Origin of the sequence: Pseudooceanicola endophyticus (assembly GCF_018760365.1) — a bacterium.
In the GTDB taxonomy this organism is placed as follows: domain Bacteria; phylum Pseudomonadota; class Alphaproteobacteria; order Rhodobacterales; family Rhodobacteraceae; genus Pseudooceanicola; species Pseudooceanicola endophyticus.
This window is the reverse complement of record NZ_JAHIAB010000012.1, coordinates 59,448-74,244: the sequence shown is the minus strand read 5'-3', so window position 1 is coordinate 74,244 and position 14,797 is coordinate 59,448. Positions and strand designations below refer to the sequence as shown.

The following is a 14,797-nucleotide window of genomic DNA, read 5'->3' as shown; positions in this document are numbered from 1 at the left end:
GCCTTAGTCCGTACTGGATTTCTCCCACAGGTTGATACCCAGATCCTGGGCGTGCACGTCGATCTCGGCCAGCTCGACCTCGGTGAAATCGAGGCGGGTGATTGCCGCCAGGTTCTCTTCCAGCTGGCGCACGCTGGAGGCCCCGATCAGCGCCGAGGTGACGGCGGGCCTGCGCAGCGTCCAGGACAGCGCCATCTGCGCCAGGCTCTGGCCGCGGCCTTCGGCAATGGCGGTCAGGGCGCGGATGCGGGCAAAGGTGTCCTCGTTCAGGAACGAGGGCCGGAGCGAGCCGTCCTTGGCGCCGCGCGATCCCTCGGGGATGCCGTTCAGGTAGCGGGTGGTCAGCAGCCCCTGCGCCAGCGGCGAGAAGGCGATGATGCCCAGGCCCAGCTCTTCGCAGGTCTCGCTCAGCCCGTCCTCGATCCAGCGGTTGAACATCGAATAGCTGGGCTGATGGATCAGCATCGGCGTGCCCATCTGCTTCAGGATCGCCACCGCCTCGCGGGTGCGGGCGGGCGAGTAGGAGGAGATCCCGGCATAGAGCGCCTTGCCGGATTTCACCGCCGTATCCAGCGCGCCCATGGTTTCCTCAAGCGGCGTGTCGGGATCGAAACGGTGGGAATAGAAGATGTCGACGTAATCCAGCCCCATGCGCTGCAGCGACTGGTCGAGGCTGGCCAGCAGGTACTTGCGCGATCCCCATTGCCCGTAGGGGCCCGGCCACATGTCGTAGCCCGCCTTGGTCGAGATGATCATCTCGTCCCGGTAGGGGCGGAAATCCTCGGCCAGGATGCGGCCGAAGTTGATCTCGGCGCTGCCGGCGGGGGGGCCGTAGTTGTTGGCCAGGTCGAAATGGGTGATCCCGGCGTCGAAGGCGCGGCGCAGGATGGCACGCTGCGTCTCCAGCGCGCGGTCATCGCCAAAGTTCTGCCACAGCCCGAGCGAGATCGCCGGCAGCAGCAGCCCCGAGCGTCCGGTGCGGCGGTAGGGCATGGTGTCGTAACGGCTGTCGGCAGCCACGAAGGGAGAGGTCATCGCAAATCGCTTTCTGAAACGTGGGGTTGCAGGGGCGTCTGTCCTGTCCCCCATGTCGGGAGGCGGGGGCGCCTTCGTCAAGGGGGGCTGGCCCCGCCGTTGCGTCAGCCCCGGGCTGACGGGGCGCCGCTTTGCCCTAGCTGAAGGGCAAGGCCAAGCACAGGAGAGATGCCAAGATGACACATCCAGCCCTTCAGCCCGGCGCGCTTGCGGTGATCACCGGCGCGGCCAGCGGCATCGGACTTGCCGCGGCGCGGGCCTTTGCGGGCGCCGGAATGCGCCCCGTCCTGATCGACCTGCCCGGCCCCGCGCTGGAAGAGGCCGCGCGGGCGCTTGATGCCGTGGCCATCGGCGCCGATGTCTCGGACCGTGGGCAGATGACGGCGGCGCGCGACCAGGTTGCCGCGCTTGGCCCGGTCTCTGTGCTGATGTCGAATGCCGGGGTCGAGGGGGGCGGGGCGCTGTTTGCCGATCCCGAGGTCTGGCGCCGCACGCTGGAGGTCAACCTGGGCGGCGCGGTCAATTGTGTGCAGCTGTTCCTGCCGCAGATGATCGCGGGCGATACCCCCGGGGCGGTGATCTTCACCGGCTCCAAGCAGGGCATCACCCTGCCGCCGGGCGACACCGCCTACAACGTCTCGAAGGCGGCGCTGAAGGCGTTGGCGGAAAGCACCGCCCATGAGCTGGTGCAGGCCACGGGGAGCAGGATCTCGGCGCATCTTCTGGTGCCGGGCTTCACCTATACCGGTTTCACCCGCGCCAAGGGGGTGACGGAACAGCCCGAGGGCGCCTGGAGCCCCGAGCAGGTGGTGGCCGAGCTGACCGGCGCCATGGACGCGGGCCGCTTCTACGTGATCTGCCCCGACAACGAGGTCGACCGTGCGACGGATACGAAACGCATGGTCTGGGCGATGGGCGACCTGACCGAGGGCCGCCCGCCGCTGTCGCGCTGGCACCCCGACTGGGCCGGGGCCTTTGCCGCCTACATGGACGAGGGCTGAGCCGGCTGCGCGGGGGCCTGATCCCGGGGCATCTCCTGGCGCAGCAGGTAGAAGGAGGCGACGAGGATCAGCAGCGAGCCCAGCCACATCGACCCCGGCGGCACGAAGCCGAAGAAGGCCAGGTTCAGCCCGACGTTCAGCGGCAGCTTCAGCTGGTCGAAAGGTTGCAGATAGGCGGCATCGGCGATGCTGTAGGCGCGCGCCAGCAGGTATTGCGCCAGTGCCGTCAGGATGCCGATTGCCAGCAGCAGCAGCGTCACCTCTCCCGATCCGATGGCCAGGCCACTTCCCGCCGCGATCACCGCATTGACCGGGGTCAGCAGCAGCAGCAGGAAGAAGGTCAGGGCCTCGGGGCTCTGGGTTTTGGTCATGCGCTTGGTCATCAGCGTGGTCGCGGCCCAGCAGGCGGCGGCGATCACCGGCAGCAGGGCGGCGGGGCGGAAGGCATCGGACCAGGGCGCCAGGATGATCACGCCGCCCAGGATCCCGCCCAGAACGGCGATCCAGCGTTCCAGCGTCAGCTGCTCCTTCAGCAGCAGCCCGGCGCCGAGGGTGACGAAGAAGGGCGACAGCAGGATCAGCGCGATGGCCTGCCAGACCGGCACCTGCTGCAAGCCGATGGTCCAGAACTGCACCCCGGCGACGGCAAAGGCCACCCGCAGCAGGTGTGCGGGCAGCGCCCGCGTGCCAAGTGCGACCTTCACGTTGCGCACCAGCCAGGGCAGCGCGCAGAGCAGCGCGATGGCATATTGCCAGAAGGCCAGCCGGGTCGGCGGCAGGTGCAGCATCATCGCGCCGTATTGCAGCAGCGCGTTGACCACGGCGAACAGCGCCCCGGCCAGCACCATCAGCGCGGCCCCGGTCAGCGCGGGAGATTTCGGTCGGGGGGAGGGGAGAGTCATGGCGGCATCCTTTCCTTGCGCTCACAACCCAAGGCAAACAGGACCGCGCCCCGTCCGGGAAGGGCCCCTGTCGGAACTGACCTGCTCTCTTTCATCCGGACTGTGACCGTCGGCCCCGGAGTTGCACCGGGTCTGCTGACCTCCCTGAGGGGAGCGCTCGCGGGCTTGCAGGAGGGCCTGCTTACCGCCGGTGGGGAATTCCGCCCCGCCCTGAGAACGCCGGCACGCTAGTCCCGCGCCGCGCCGGCCACAATGGCAAAGCGTGCTGGGAGGGGTGCGAAAATGCGCAGGCGCCGGTGCAACTGCCTGTCAGGAGGGCAGATCGGCGGTGCGGCTGCGGCCAAGCTCGGGCAGGGCGATGGCAAGCAGGGCGGCGGCGGCCAGCAGGTAGACCAGCGCGCCGATCCCGCCATAAAGCAGCGCCCCCAGCACGCCGCCGCCCGCAAAGGCCAGCAGCGTCGCCACATGCAGCCGGAAGCGCGCGGCCACCACGGCGCGGGTGTCGGGATCGCGGGCCCCCCCCAGCAGCACCGCCAGCTCGATCCCGAGGTCGGTCGAGATCCCCGAGAGATGCGTCGTGCGCACCCGCCCGTCCGAGATCCGCGTGCTGGCGGCGTTCTGCAACCCCATGGCCAGGCTCAGCCCCAGCAGGATCATCTCTCCGCGCAGGGGGCCTTGCCAGAGCAGGTCGGCCAGGGCGAAGGCGGCGATGATCAGCGCCTCCAGCACGATGGAATAGGCATAGATGCCCCGGATGCGCGCGGCGCGCCCGCGCTCGATCAGCAGGGCCGAGACGAAGGCCCCGGCGATGAAGGCGGCGACCAGCCCGGCGGCCAGCGCCACCGGCCCCCAGAGCCCCTGCGCCAGATGGTCGGCCAGCGCCGAGACATTGCCCGTCATGTTGGCGGAAAAGAAGCCGAGCGCGCGGAAACCGGCGGCGTTCACCGCCCCCGCGACCGAGGCCAGCAGCACGGCGAGGCGCAGATCGACGGCGGTGCTGCGGCTGGCGCCGGAATGGATCAGCATGGCGCGCCCTCCGCCGGCAGCACCGCGAGACGTGACAGGATGGCGGGGGCATCCTCCCAGCGGTCGATCCGGTCATAGAGCAGGAACAGCGCCTCCCCGGCCACCACGAAGGCGACGCCGGCGTGGGACTGCGCCGGCATCCTCAGCGGGTCGGGAAAGTCGGGGGCGGCGCCGGGCACCAGCGGGCGGACCTGCGGGGCGCCGCTGCGGTCATAGAGATTGGTCGGGAACGGGCAGCCGGAAAGGCTGCGGTGAAAGAAGCGATCGGCGGCGGTCTCGTCCTCGGGGGGGCGCAGCAGCTGCGCCTCGGGGGGAAGGGGGCGCGACTGTTCGGGCGGCAGCGCCGAGGTCAGCGTCTCGATCAGCTGCGACGGGGATGTCGGTTTCGCCATGGTCCTGCCTTTCGTCCCGATGGCGCCAGTGTCGGGCGGCGACGGCGGGCAGGCAAGGGGGCCAGCGGGATTTCCCGGAACCATGGCGGCGCTGCCCCTCTTTCGGGGGGCGCGGATCGGGGGCATGGCGCCGCCTAGGCTGGCGCGACACCCAAACGGAGGATGCAAGGATGCGCGACGGCACGGGGTCCGATACCGGTCCCACCCTGACACTGGCCTGCCTGGATTGCGACCGCCAGGGGCGGATCCTGGGCTGCGACGCGGCCGCGGGGGGCCTGCCGGGGCTGGGGCCGGGCGCGCGGCTGACCCGGGCGGGGCTGGGCGATCCGGTGCGCCTGGCGGCGCTGCTGCGCGCCGCTGCCGCCCCCGAACTGCGGCCCGGGATGCTGGGATCGGCGGCGGCGCCGGTGATGCAGGTCAACCTTCTGCCGCTGCGCCCGGGGCGGGTGCGGGGGGTGCTGTTCCTGGAAGAGCCGCCGCCGGGGGCCGCGCTCAGCCCCCGGGAATGCGAGGTGCTGCGCCATGCGGCACGCGGGCTGCGGCGTGACCGGATCGCCCATGCGCTGAACATCTCGGTGCCGACGGTGGACATGCATTGCCGCAACCTGCGCCGCAAGCTGCACGCGCGCACTACCTCGGAGGCGGTGGCCATTCGGTGGCCATTGCCGGGCGCGCCGGGCTGATCGGCGGCTGAGTGCGACCCGCCCGTCTGTTGCGCAACCCGTCCGGGGGGGCGGGCGAAAAGCGCCCTCTGGCCGGGGCAGGGCCTTGCATTCGCCCCGCACCCTGCCGAGCGTGGCGGCACGTCAAGACACAGGACCTGCCGCCATGCCCCCGATCCGCGCCCCCCGCCCTCTGGACCCCCGCGCATGAGCGCCGCCGTCGGCGCCGAACTGGCGACCCGTGCGACCCGCCTGACGCCCGCGGCCTGTGCGGCCATCGCGCAGCGCCACTACGGGCTTGAAGGGACGGCGGAATTCCTTTGGGGCGAGAAGGATTCGAATTACCGCCTGAGCCTGGCCGACGGGCGTGCCTACCTGCTGAAGGTGCTCAATCCCGGAGAGGACCCGGCCACCACGCGGATGCACAGCGCGGCCCTGCTGCATGTGGCACAGGCCGATCCCGCCGTGCCGGTGCAACGCCTGCACCCGACCCGCGACGGCGCGCCCGATCTGCGGCTGACCGCCGAAGAGGGCGGCGTGCGCGCGGTGCGGCTGGTCAGCTTCCTGCCCGGCATGGCGCAGAAGGCGGCGCCGCATTCCGCCGCCCAGAGGCGCGCGGTCGGAGAGACGCTGGCGGCGCTGCAAAGCGCGCTGGCGGGCTTCGATCACCCGGCGGCGCGCAATCGCATCACCTGGGACATGAGCCATGCCGCCGACCTGGAGGACCTGCTGCCGGTGATCGCCGATCCGGGGCGGCGCGCCCGCCTGGCGGCGCTGCTGGCGGCCTTCCGAACCCGCATCCTGCCGGTGCTGGGAAGCCTGCCTGCCCAGGTCATCCACAACGATTTCAACCTCGAGAACATCCTGGTCGATCCGCAGGCGCCCGCGCGGGTCAGCGGCATCATCGACTTTGGCGACATGGTCCATGCGCCGCGTCTTTTCGACCTGGCGGTTGCGGCGGCCTACCAGCTGGGGACCGATCCCGCCGATCCGCTGGGGGCGGTCTGCGACCTGCTGGAAGGCTATCGCCGGCACCTCTGCCCGCAGCAGGCCGAGGTCGCGCTGCTGTGGACCGCGATGCGCACCCGGATGGCCATGCGCATCCTGCTGCCGGAATGGCGCGCGGATCTCTTCCCCGAAGAGCGCGCCCGTCTGACCCGCAACTCCGCCTCGGTTTGGCAGGAGCTGTCCTGGCTGGACCGGGTGAGCGAGGCCGAGGCCACGGCGCGCTTCACCGCTGCGCTTCAGCCGTAGATCCGCTCTTCGAAGGGGCGCACCTCGATCTCGGTGCGCAGGATCTCAAGGAAGGCCACCTCGGCCCGGTTGAGGCGGGCCTGGGGATGCCAGATCAGCTGAACGTCGACGGCAGGTGCGGCCTGATCGAGCGGCGGCAGGCGCCGCAGCCGGCCCCGCGCGACATCCTCGGCGGCGACATGGACCGGCAGCGGGCCGATGCCGATCCCGGCCATGATCATCCGCCGCAGCTCTTCGGTGTTGGAAGAACGGGCAACCACGTTGGGGTCCAGCTTCATCGCCATCAGCATCAGCTCCACCGCGTGGGTGTCGGTCATGTGAGAGACATGGCGCTGCCCGGCCAGGTCGGCCTCGCTGACCTCGGGGCGGCGGAACAGCGGGTGCGGCGGGCCGCAGAACAGGCCGAAATGTTCCCGGTAGACGGTTTCGCAAACCAGTTTCGGGGCCGGTTCGCGCAGCAGGCAGATCGCCGCCGTGGCCCGCCGGGCCGAGACCAGCGCCACCGCATCGCGCGAGGGCACGACCTCAAGCGAGAGGGTGGCGCGGGGGTGCTGGCGGTGAAAGCGGCTGAGCGCCTGGTCGAGGATCGGCGTCACCACATGGCTGGCCAGCATCAGGGTCACATGGCCCTGGACCTCTTCGCGGGTTTCGCGCAGCAGCACGCCCAGCCGGCGCACGGCGCCCTCGATCTCAACCGCTTCCTCGCGCAGCAGGCGCCCGGCATCGGTCAGCGCGAAATGGCCCGGGCGGCGGTCGATAAGTTGCCGTCCCAGCCGGTCCTCCAGCCGCTTCAGCGCCATCGAGACCGTTGGCTGACTGAGCCGCAGCCGCTGCGCCGCATCGGAGACAGAGCTGCTCTGGGCAAGCACGACGAAGGTGCGCAGCAGGTTCCAGTCCAGATCGCGCGCCAGCCTTTCGGCGGGGGTATCGGCGACATGGGCGGGCGCCATCCGCGAGGCGCTGCCGGTGGGGCTGGGCTGGGTGGCGGCGGATCTGAAATCCCTCATCTGACCTCCGGACGGCTGGAAGACGCTGGGCGCAGGCTAGCAGATCGGGACCGGACCGCCATCGGCGCGCCGCCCGGGTCCGGGTTTTGGCGGGGGCCGCGACCCTTTTGCCTGTTGTTCCGGCAGCGCCTGCCCCTGCGGCGCGACCGGGCCCGGATCCCCGGGACGCCGCCGCGGCGATGCGCTAGCATCGGGGGCCTGTCCCAAGGAGGCTCCCGTGCCCAGCGATCCCCTGCACCACCTGCTGTTTGTCTATTCCGCCTACCTGGTGCTGATTGCCAGCCCCGGTCCCAGCACCCTGGCCATCATGGGCGTCGCGCTTGGTCAGGGGCGGGCGCGGGCGGTGGCGCTGGCCTGCGGCGTGGTGAGCGGCAGCGTGATCTGGGGCCTGCTGGCGGCGACCGGCCTGTCGGCGGTGCTGGTCGCCTATGCGCAGGTGATCGTGGTGCTGAAGATCGCCGGCGGCCTCTACCTGCTGTTCCTGGCCTGGAAGTCGGCCCGTGCGGCCCTGGGGCCGGGGCCGGCGGCCCGGGGGCAGGCGGCGCTGCCCCGGGCGGTGCTGTACCGGCGCGGCGTGCTGATGCACCTGACCAATCCCAAGGCGATCCTGGGCTGGATGGCGATCATGACGCTGGGCCTGACCCCGGGGGCGCCGCCGATGACCCTGGCGGCGATCCTGGCGGGCTGCGCGGTCCTGTCGGCGGCGGTCAACCTGGGCTATGCGCTGGTCTTCTCGGCGCCCGCCCTCGGGCACGGCTACCTGCGGCTGCGCCGCTGGATCGAGGGCACGCTGGCGCTGGTCTTCGGCTATGCCGGGTTGCGCCTGCTGCTGTCGCGGCCCTGAAGGGCCGGCTCCGGCGGGATTCCTCCCCCGCGATCGGAGCCGGCTACACGCGGGCGGGTGTCGAGACCGGCACGTGCGCCCGAGCTATGCGAGGGCGGCGGCGGAAATGGCAAGGCCTGCCGGACGCGCGGCGCGGCACGGCCATCGGGGGGGGCGGCGCGGGCCCCTGTTTTTCCGGGCTCCGTGCGGCCATTCTTTCCGGAACGGAGAGAGTGCCTGTTCGATCCCGCGACGGAAGCCGGGGCCCCTGCTCAGTTCCCCTTGAACAGGGAGGCCGAGGAGAAGGCGATGTTCAGGCCAAGGTTCACCTCGGCGCCACGGTCCTTCAGGCTGCTGCCAAGGGTGTCCACGTAGCCGATCTGCATATAGACATTCTCCTGCACGGCCAGTTCGGCGCCCAGGCCCAGCTGGTAGAAATCGTCCTCGGTCGTGCCGAAGCTTTCCGAGACATAGGCAGCCTCCAGATAGCCCCGGGTGATCTTGGCGCCACCACTCTTGCCGATCCGGTGAGTGTAGCGCCCCGAGATCCCCCAGCTGTCGACGATGTCGATGGTTCCGTCCGCGGCATCGGGCAGCAGGCTGTCGCGCACCAGCCCATCGGTCCAGAACCCCGAGACGGTGCCCTGCGCCTCTTCTCCCAGCGGGAAGGCGTAAGAGATCCAGGCGCCGCTGCCCTGCCGGTCGGGGGCGCCGTCCAGCGTGCTCCAGTACTGCGCCAGCCCGAGGGAAAAGATCTTCCGGTTCCAGCGCAGCACCTTGTCGAGGCAGGTGTTCTGCACCGACACGATGTCGAAGGACTCGTCCAGGATCCCGGGGATCTGAACCAGCTTGGCGACACCCGCCAGCGCATCGGACTGGCTGACAATCTGTTCGCCACCTGCCGCCTCGATCAGCGCCTTGGCGACGGCGCCCGGATTGGTGACCTTCTTGCCGGCGATCTGGTTCTTGACGACACCTGACATCTTGCTCAGGCGGTCGTTGTTGGGTCCGTCCCCGTCCCACCCCTCTGCCGGAAGAAGCGTGAACAGGATGCCTTCCGCCTCGGGGATCCATGAGGAGCTGGTCTGCGCAGCCTGCGGAACCCCGGCGTCGCGGATGCAGTCCTCGAAGCGCCTGTAGGCGTTGATCGGGGCGTTCGCATCGTAGGTCCAGGACAGTCCCAGCCCGAACTGGCGTTCGACGGGATCGGCATCGCCCCGGATATAGGCGGCCTGCAGCGACAGGTTGCTGAGCCAGGCGGCGGTCGTGGGCCGGTCCTGCCCATCCAGGATTTCGCGCCGGCTGATCCCATCGCCCAGCAGCAGCAGGCCGGGGTTGACCGAAACCCCGAGGGAGACGGCCTCGTCCCGGGCCAGCGCCGAGGCGGCGGGCAGAACGACCGACCATTTCTCGCTGGCGCGGGGATCGACGACGCTTTCGGGGGTGGTATTCATCAGCGTGAACAGCGGAGAGGTCGGCGCCCCGTAATCGAGCGCGGAAGACAGCTGATCGGCGGTCAGGCACGTATCGCCTACGACGCTGTAGCAGGTGGCTTCGTCCTGGCTGTCCTCGGCCAGGGTCAGCTGCGGCATCAGCAGGCAGATCGGCAGGGCGGCGTGCAGCGCGCGGGTCCGGTTCCGGGTCATGCCGGGTCCACCGGAAAATTAAATTGGCTGCTGTCGGCAGGGACGGGCGTAATCGGCACCCTGACCGTAACGCCTGTCTCATTGGTGAAAACCAGGGTCAGGGCACCGGTCAGGGCGGCGCCGGATTCCACGTGAACCTGGGGGTTGGGAAGGGCGGCCAGCGCCTTCTGGACCAGCGAAGTGGCGTCCGCCGAAGCCAGGATCTTGCCTGCCGCGTGCCCCACGCGGACTTCCATCCCGGTCGATCCGGGCAGCGTGATTTCGACGATCAGGACTGTCAGGAGGTCTTTCTCCGTCAATTCCAGTTCAAGTGTCCATTTGTCGGATTGAGGGAAATTCGCCATTGGGACCTCCTGCGGATGATCATGCGATGATCGCCGGCTGTCGGCTTTTCAATGTCGATTCTTTATGGTGTATGCTGGAATATCCAATGCAATAAATTAATTGTATTTAAATTAATGCAATACTTAATGTATTATCCTGCTTTTGCTCTGAAAAGGCAGCGCTGTTTCTTTCCGGGGCACCTGGCAATGCAATACCCTCTTGGATGCCGCGCCCCGGGATCCCGGGGCGCGGCTTCGGGTTCTACTGCTTGATCCAGGCGTCGCGCAGGCCGTTGTTCACGCCGCTGGCGGTGCTGACCAGGTTCTGCACATGGCAGTTGTAGATCGTCGGAAAGCTCATCTCGGTCAGCCAGAGCACCGGAAGATCCTCGCGCAGGATGCCCTGCACCTGGCTGTAAAGCTCCTGCCGCTTTTCCGCCGGGAAGGCGATGGCGGCGGCGTTGAACAGCTTGTCGACCTCGGGGTTCACGTAGCCTTCGACGTTGTTCCAGGGGCTGCCGGCATCGCGGTTGGTGGACAGGTAGTTGCGCGCCACCCCCAGTTCCGGATCGCCGTTCTGGTAGAGGTAGGTGAAGGCAATGTCGTAGTCGCGCTGCGCCAGGCGCTGGTTCCAGCCGGCGACATCGGTGCTCTGCATCTCGACCTTGAAGCCCACGTCCTCGAGGTTCTGGCGCACCACCTCGGCCCAGCGTTGCCAGGTTTCGCCATAGGGCAGGGGCAGCAGCTTGATCGGGGTGCCGTCATAGCCCGCCTCCTTCAGCAGCGCCTTCGCCTTCTTCGGGTCATGCGGGTAGAAGGGCTTTTCCGGGGCCGAGTAGAATGGCGTGGTAGAGGTGATCGGCCCGTCGGCGGGTTTGCCCATGCCGTTCCAGAGCACATCGACCATGAAGTCGCGGTCCATGGCGTACATCATCGCCTGGCGGATCTTGACGTTTGCCAGGATCGGGTTCGCCTCGTTCACCCAGAGCCAGCTGAGCGGCGAGTAGAATTCCCAGCCCTTGGTGGTGTTGCAGCTGTTGTCGAGGCCGGTCAGGCGCGGCACGTCGAAATTCTCGACCGAGCCGCCGGGCAGCACGTCGACCACGCCGGTCTCGAAGGCGACGGAGCGCGAGGAGGCATCGGGGATGATGTGGTAGATCACGTCGTCGAGGTAGGGCTTGCCCTTCAGGTAGTAGTCCTGGAACTTCTCCAGCTTGATGTAGCTGCCCTTCTTCCATTCCACGAACTTGAACGGTCCGGTGCCGATCGGCGTGTCGTTGGCGGGGGCGCGGGCGTAATCCTCGACGCCCTCGTAGATATGCTTGGGCATCATCGGCAGGCTGCCGTAGTTGAAGGCTCGGATGAAGGGTTCGAAGGGCGCCTTCAGCTTGAAGACCACGGTCAGCGGATCGGGGGCGGTGACGCTTTCGACGTGATCCATCGTCATGCGGGCCTTGACCAGGGTCTTGGGCAGCATGGTCTGCAGCGTGAACAGCACGTCATCGGCGGTGAAGGGTTCGCCGTCGTGCCATTTCACCCCGTCCTGAAGGTGGAAGGTGTAGGTCAGGCCGTCCTCGGAAATCTCCCAGCTTTTCGCCAGCGAGGGTTCGGGATCGAGGTTGGCATCATAGCGCAGCAGGCTTTCGTAGATCGAGCCGCCGACCAGCCCGGCGGGGCCGTTGGCGACAATGCCGATGACCAGCCCGGGCGGTTCGGGCTGGACGATGACATCAAGGGTGCCGCCCGGGGTGGGGGTCTCCTGGGCGAGGGCCGGAAGGGCCAGCGCGGTCGTCAGGCAGAGGGCCGAAAGAAGGGTTTTCATGTCCTGGGGTCCTGTTGGTTGGGAAAGGGCCGGTTCTCCGGCGCCGGTTATGGGCGCCGCCCCCCGGGGCAGGGGGCGGGGCAGGTTCAGCGCAGCCCGGGGGCTGCGAGGGGGGCTGTGGGCATGGCTTCGGGATGGGCCGCCTGGTAGGCCGCCGAAAGGCGCAGCACGATGTCGTCGCGGAAGCGCGGCCCGACGAATTGCAGCCCGATCGGCATCCCCTCGGCAGAGAAGCCGCAGTTGACCGAGGTCGCCGGCTGCTCGGTCATGTTGAACGGGTAGGTGAAGGGCGACCAGTCGGTCCATTCGCTCATGCCGCTGCCCGGGGGCACGTCGACGCCGGCCTCGAAGGCGACCAGCGGCATGGTGGGCAGCATCAGCGCGTCGTAGTCCTTGTGGAACTTCGCCATCACCACCTTCAGCTCGGCGCGCACCTGGTCGGCGCGCAGCAGGTCGCGGGCGCTCAGCAGGCGGCCCTGTTCGGCGATGTCCAGCAGGCCCGGGTCCATCCGGGCGCGCTGTTCGGGGGTCGGATCGGCGGCCTCGACCGCCAGCGCCTGGGCGGCATACCACAGATCCAGCAGCGCCTTCTGCGGCGAGGCAAAGCCGGGATCGACCTCTTCCACGATGGCGCCCAGATCGGCCATGCGGGTGGCGGCGCGCTCGACGGCGGCGGCCACCTGCGGATCCACACGGGCGCCGTCCAGGGTGCGGGCATAGCCGATGCGCAGGCCGCGGATGCCGGCGGGGTCCTGGCGGGCGATGGCGGGCCAGTCGGGCACATCGGGCGGGCACCAGCCGTAAAGCTGGTTCACCGAAGGTCCACTGACCGCTTTCAGGAACAGCGCCGCATCCTCGACCGTGCGGGTCAGGGGGCCGCGATGGGCAAGCTCCTGCAACCCGGTCGGCGCGTCCGAGGGCACCCAGCCGAAGGTCGGCTTGATCCCGAAGACGCCGCAGAAGCTGGAGGGGATGCGGATCGAGCCCGCTCCGTCCGAGCCCTCATGCAGCACCCCCATGTTGAGCGCCGCCGCCACCGCCGCCCCGCCCGAGGAGCCCCCCGAGGCGCGCGAAGTGTCCCAAGGGTTCACGGTATTGCCGCCGAAGGGGCCGTGCGTCAGCCCCTTCCAGCCGAATTCCGGAGAGGCGGTGGTGCCCAGGATGCAGGCCCCGGCGGCGCGCAGGCGGGTGACGATCTCAAGGTCGGTTTCGGCGGGTTCGGGGCTGCCCAGCACCGAGCCGCGGCGGAACGGGATGCCCCGGACCCGCGTCAGCTCCTTGATGGAGGTCGGTGCGCCGTCGATCTCCGAAAGCGGTTCCCCGGCCTGCCAGCGTGCCTCCGAGGCGCGCGCCTCGGCCAGCGCCGCCTCGGGCACCACGTGGACGAAGGCGTTGGTGGCGGCGTTGAAACGCTCGATCCGCTCCAGCGCGGTCTGCACCGCCTCGACCGGAGAGGCCTCGCCGCTGCGGAACAGCCGCGACAGCTCGGCGGCGGACATCTCTCCTAGGTCGGTCCTGGTTTGCGCGTCCATGGATCACGCCTCCTGCGAGAGGGTCGCGGCCACGGTGTCGAGCGCGCGGGTCACGGCATCGAACATCGCGTCGATCTGTTCGGCGGTGATGATCAGCGGCGGGCAGAAGCACAGCGCATCGCCGATGGCGCGGGCGATCACCCCCTCTTCCAGCATTGCCGCCTGCACCGCGCGCCCGGTGGCGCCCGGGGTGGCGCCGGGCGCCAGCTCGATCGCGCCGATCAGGCCGACGCCGCGCGACCACAGGCCCAGCGGATGCTCTTCCAGCGCCTTCAGCCGGCCCAGGAACTGCGGCGAGAGCCGCGCGGCATTGCCGACCAGGTCGCGTTCTTCGATGATCTTGAGGTTTTCCAGACCCACGGCGGTGGCGACCGGATGCCCCGAGGCGGTGTAGCCGTGGCCGAAGATCCCCAGACGATGGCTTTCATCGGCGATCGGGGCAAAGAATTCCTCGGACATCAGGATCGCCGAAAGCGGCATGTAGGAAGAGGAGATCTGCTTGGAGGTCACCATGACATCGGGGGTGATGCCGTAGGTCTGGCTGGCAAACATCTGCCCGGTGCGCCCGAAGCCGCAGATCACCTCGTCGGCGACCAGCAGGATGTCGTATTTCTTCAGCACCGCCTGGATCGCGGCCCAGTAGCCCTCGGGCGGGACGATGACGCCGCCCGCACCCATCACCGGCTCGGCGAACATGGCGGCGATGGTCTCGGGGCCTTCCGCAAGGATCAGATCCTCAAGCGCCTTTGCCATGCGGGCCGAGAACTCTGGCTCGCTCTCGCCTTCCAGCTTCTCGCGCGGGTAGTCGGGGGTCAGCGTGTGCTTCATCCGCTCCAGCGGCAGGTCGAAGCTGGTGTGGTTCGCCGGGATCCCGGTGATCGAGCCGGAGGCGATGGTGACGCCGTGATAGGCCTTCAGGCGGCTCAGGATCTTCTTCTTGGCGGGCTTGCCCAGGGCGTTCGAGCGGTACCAGATCATCTTGACCACAAGGTCGTTGGCCTCGGATCCCGACGAGGTGAAATGCACCTTGGTCAGATGCTCCGGAGAGATCTCGATCAGCTTCTCGGCCAGCTCCACGGAGGGGCCGTGGGTCTTGTAGTTGAAGATGTGGTAATAGGGCAGCTTGGACATCTGGCGGGTGGCGGCCTCGACCAGGCGGGGTTCGCCAAAGCCCACGGCGACGGACCACAGGCCCGCCAGCCCCTCGATGTACTTCTTGCCGGTGTTGTCGAAGACATAGATGCCCTCGCCCTCTTCGATCACCAGGCCGCCGGTTTCCTCATAGAGGCGGTGGTCCACGGCGGCATGTACCTGCACGGCGATGTCGCGGGCCTCAAGGGAATTGGGCGGCGGGGTCAGCTTGTTCATTGCG

At 68.9% G+C, this 14,797-nt stretch carries 14 protein-coding genes and 1 riboswitch; of the genes, 4 read left to right on the top strand and 10 right to left on the bottom strand.

Going from position 1 to position 14,797, the window contains the following annotated elements; all coding sequences use genetic code 11:
* Positions 1-3: 3 nt before the first annotated feature.
* The gene (gene mgrA, locus KM176_RS19005; protein ID WP_160895734.1) at positions 4-1,035 is read right to left on the bottom strand and encodes an L-glyceraldehyde 3-phosphate reductase; all 1,032 of its coding nucleotides are present in this window, start codon (positions 1,033-1,035) and stop codon (positions 4-6) included.
* A 176-nt stretch (positions 1,036-1,211) separates the two neighbouring features.
* Between mgrA and KM176_RS19000 the strand changes: the two genes are divergently transcribed.
* Complete coding sequence (locus tag KM176_RS19000; RefSeq protein WP_160895735.1) at positions 1,212-2,036, top strand: SDR family NAD(P)-dependent oxidoreductase; 825 nt, start codon at positions 1,212-1,214, stop codon at positions 2,034-2,036.
* Here the strand turns inward: KM176_RS19000 and KM176_RS18995 are convergent.
* The 3 genes from KM176_RS18995 to KM176_RS18985 all read right to left on the bottom strand — a co-directional run bounded on the left by KM176_RS18995 (position 2,018) and on the right by KM176_RS18985 (position 4,356).
* Complete coding sequence (locus KM176_RS18995) at positions 2,018-2,938, bottom strand: DMT family transporter (RefSeq protein WP_160895736.1); 921 nt, start codon at positions 2,936-2,938, stop codon at positions 2,018-2,020. The genes KM176_RS19000 and KM176_RS18995 overlap by 19 nt on opposite strands.
* 79 nt (positions 2,939-3,017) lie before the next feature.
* Positions 3,018-3,160: riboswitch (FMN riboswitch) on the bottom strand.
* 87 nt (positions 3,161-3,247) lie between these two features.
* Entirely contained in the window at positions 3,248-3,964 is a 717-nt protein-coding gene (locus KM176_RS18990; protein ID WP_160895737.1) for a YoaK family protein, read from the bottom strand.
* Positions 3,958-4,356: a hypothetical protein gene (locus KM176_RS18985; protein WP_160895738.1), complete on the bottom strand. Its 399-nt coding sequence runs from the start codon at positions 4,354-4,356 to the stop codon at positions 3,958-3,960. The genes KM176_RS18990 and KM176_RS18985 overlap by 7 nt, the downstream gene beginning before the upstream one ends.
* Before the next feature lie 170 nt (positions 4,357-4,526).
* Between KM176_RS18985 and KM176_RS18980 the strand changes: the two genes are divergently transcribed.
* Together KM176_RS18980 and KM176_RS18975 are read left to right on the top strand one after the other, a co-directional pair.
* On the top strand, positions 4,527-5,039 hold the full coding sequence (locus KM176_RS18980) for a helix-turn-helix transcriptional regulator (RefSeq protein ID WP_160895739.1): 513 nt from the start codon (positions 4,527-4,529) through the stop codon (positions 5,037-5,039).
* A 186-nt stretch (positions 5,040-5,225) separates the two neighbouring features.
* Complete coding sequence (locus KM176_RS18975; RefSeq protein WP_160895740.1) at positions 5,226-6,272, top strand: phosphotransferase; 1,047 nt, start codon at positions 5,226-5,228, stop codon at positions 6,270-6,272.
* On the opposite strand, the gene KM176_RS18970 is transcribed toward KM176_RS18975, so the two are convergent.
* Positions 6,263-7,279, bottom strand: coding sequence for a LysR family transcriptional regulator (locus tag KM176_RS18970; protein WP_236045374.1), 1,017 nt, complete (start codon positions 7,277-7,279; stop codon positions 6,263-6,265). The genes KM176_RS18975 and KM176_RS18970 overlap by 10 nt on opposite strands.
* Positions 7,280-7,496: 217 nt before the next feature.
* Between KM176_RS18970 and KM176_RS18965 the strand changes: the two genes are divergently transcribed.
* On the top strand, positions 7,497-8,123 hold the full coding sequence (locus KM176_RS18965) for a LysE family translocator (RefSeq protein WP_202397934.1): 627 nt from the start codon (positions 7,497-7,499) through the stop codon (positions 8,121-8,123).
* Between the two features lie 251 nt (positions 8,124-8,374).
* Here the strand turns inward: KM176_RS18965 and KM176_RS18960 are convergent, their stop codons facing one another.
* From KM176_RS18960 to KM176_RS18940, 5 genes are all read right to left on the bottom strand, one after another.
* Positions 8,375-9,748, bottom strand: coding sequence for a hypothetical protein (locus KM176_RS18960; protein ID WP_160895741.1), 1,374 nt, complete (start codon positions 9,746-9,748; stop codon positions 8,375-8,377).
* Positions 9,745-10,092 carry a hypothetical protein gene (locus KM176_RS18955; protein ID WP_160895742.1) on the bottom strand — a complete coding sequence of 116 codons (348 nt, stop codon included), beginning with the start codon at positions 10,090-10,092 and terminating at the stop codon, positions 9,745-9,747. Before KM176_RS18955 ends, KM176_RS18960 begins: the two co-directional genes overlap by 4 nt.
* 241 nt (positions 10,093-10,333) lie before the next feature.
* Positions 10,334-11,893, bottom strand: coding sequence for an ABC transporter substrate-binding protein (locus KM176_RS18950; protein WP_160895743.1), 1,560 nt, complete (start codon positions 11,891-11,893; stop codon positions 10,334-10,336).
* 86 nt (positions 11,894-11,979) lie between these two features.
* Positions 11,980-13,425, bottom strand: coding sequence for an amidase (locus KM176_RS18945; RefSeq protein WP_160895744.1), 1,446 nt, complete (start codon positions 13,423-13,425; stop codon positions 11,980-11,982).
* 3 nt (positions 13,426-13,428) lie between these two features.
* The gene (locus KM176_RS18940) at positions 13,429-14,793 is read right to left on the bottom strand and encodes an aspartate aminotransferase family protein (protein WP_202397936.1); all 1,365 of its coding nucleotides are present in this window, start codon (positions 14,791-14,793) and stop codon (positions 13,429-13,431) included.
* Positions 14,794-14,797 lie beyond the last annotated feature (4 nt).

What these genes read in the sequence shown, in the direction of transcription:
- KM176_RS18950 (WP_160895743.1), bottom strand. Translation starts at nt 11,893, where the DNA reads ATGAAAACCCTTCTTTCGGCCCTCTGCCTGACGACCGCGCTGGCCCTT.
- KM176_RS18975 (WP_160895740.1), top strand. Translation starts at nt 5,226, where the DNA reads ATGAGCGCCGCCGTCGGCGCCGAACTGGCGACCCGTGCGACCCGCCTG.
- KM176_RS18985 (WP_160895738.1), bottom strand. Translation starts at nt 4,356, where the DNA reads ATGGCGAAACCGACATCCCCGTCGCAGCTGATCGAGACGCTGACCTCG.
- KM176_RS18990 (WP_160895737.1), bottom strand. Translation starts at nt 3,964, where the DNA reads ATGCTGATCCATTCCGGCGCCAGCCGCAGCACCGCCGTCGATCTGCGC.
- KM176_RS18995 (WP_160895736.1), bottom strand. Translation starts at nt 2,938, where the DNA reads ATGACTCTCCCCTCCCCCCGACCGAAATCTCCCGCGCTGACCGGGGCC.
- KM176_RS18960 (WP_160895741.1), bottom strand. Translation starts at nt 9,748, where the DNA reads ATGACCCGGAACCGGACCCGCGCGCTGCACGCCGCCCTGCCGATCTGC.
- KM176_RS19000 (WP_160895735.1), top strand. Translation starts at nt 1,212, where the DNA reads ATGACACATCCAGCCCTTCAGCCCGGCGCGCTTGCGGTGATCACCGGC.
- KM176_RS18945 (WP_160895744.1), bottom strand. Translation starts at nt 13,425, where the DNA reads ATGGACGCGCAAACCAGGACCGACCTAGGAGAGATGTCCGCCGCCGAG.
- mgrA (WP_160895734.1), bottom strand. Translation starts at nt 1,035, where the DNA reads ATGACCTCTCCCTTCGTGGCTGCCGACAGCCGTTACGACACCATGCCC.
- KM176_RS18955 (WP_160895742.1), bottom strand. Translation starts at nt 10,092, where the DNA reads ATGGCGAATTTCCCTCAATCCGACAAATGGACACTTGAACTGGAATTG.
- KM176_RS18940 (WP_202397936.1), bottom strand. Translation starts at nt 14,793, where the DNA reads ATGAACAAGCTGACCCCGCCGCCCAATTCCCTTGAGGCCCGCGACATC.
- KM176_RS18980 (WP_160895739.1), top strand. Translation starts at nt 4,527, where the DNA reads ATGCGCGACGGCACGGGGTCCGATACCGGTCCCACCCTGACACTGGCC.
- KM176_RS18970 (WP_236045374.1), bottom strand. Translation starts at nt 7,279, where the DNA reads ATGAGGGATTTCAGATCCGCCGCCACCCAGCCCAGCCCCACCGGCAGC.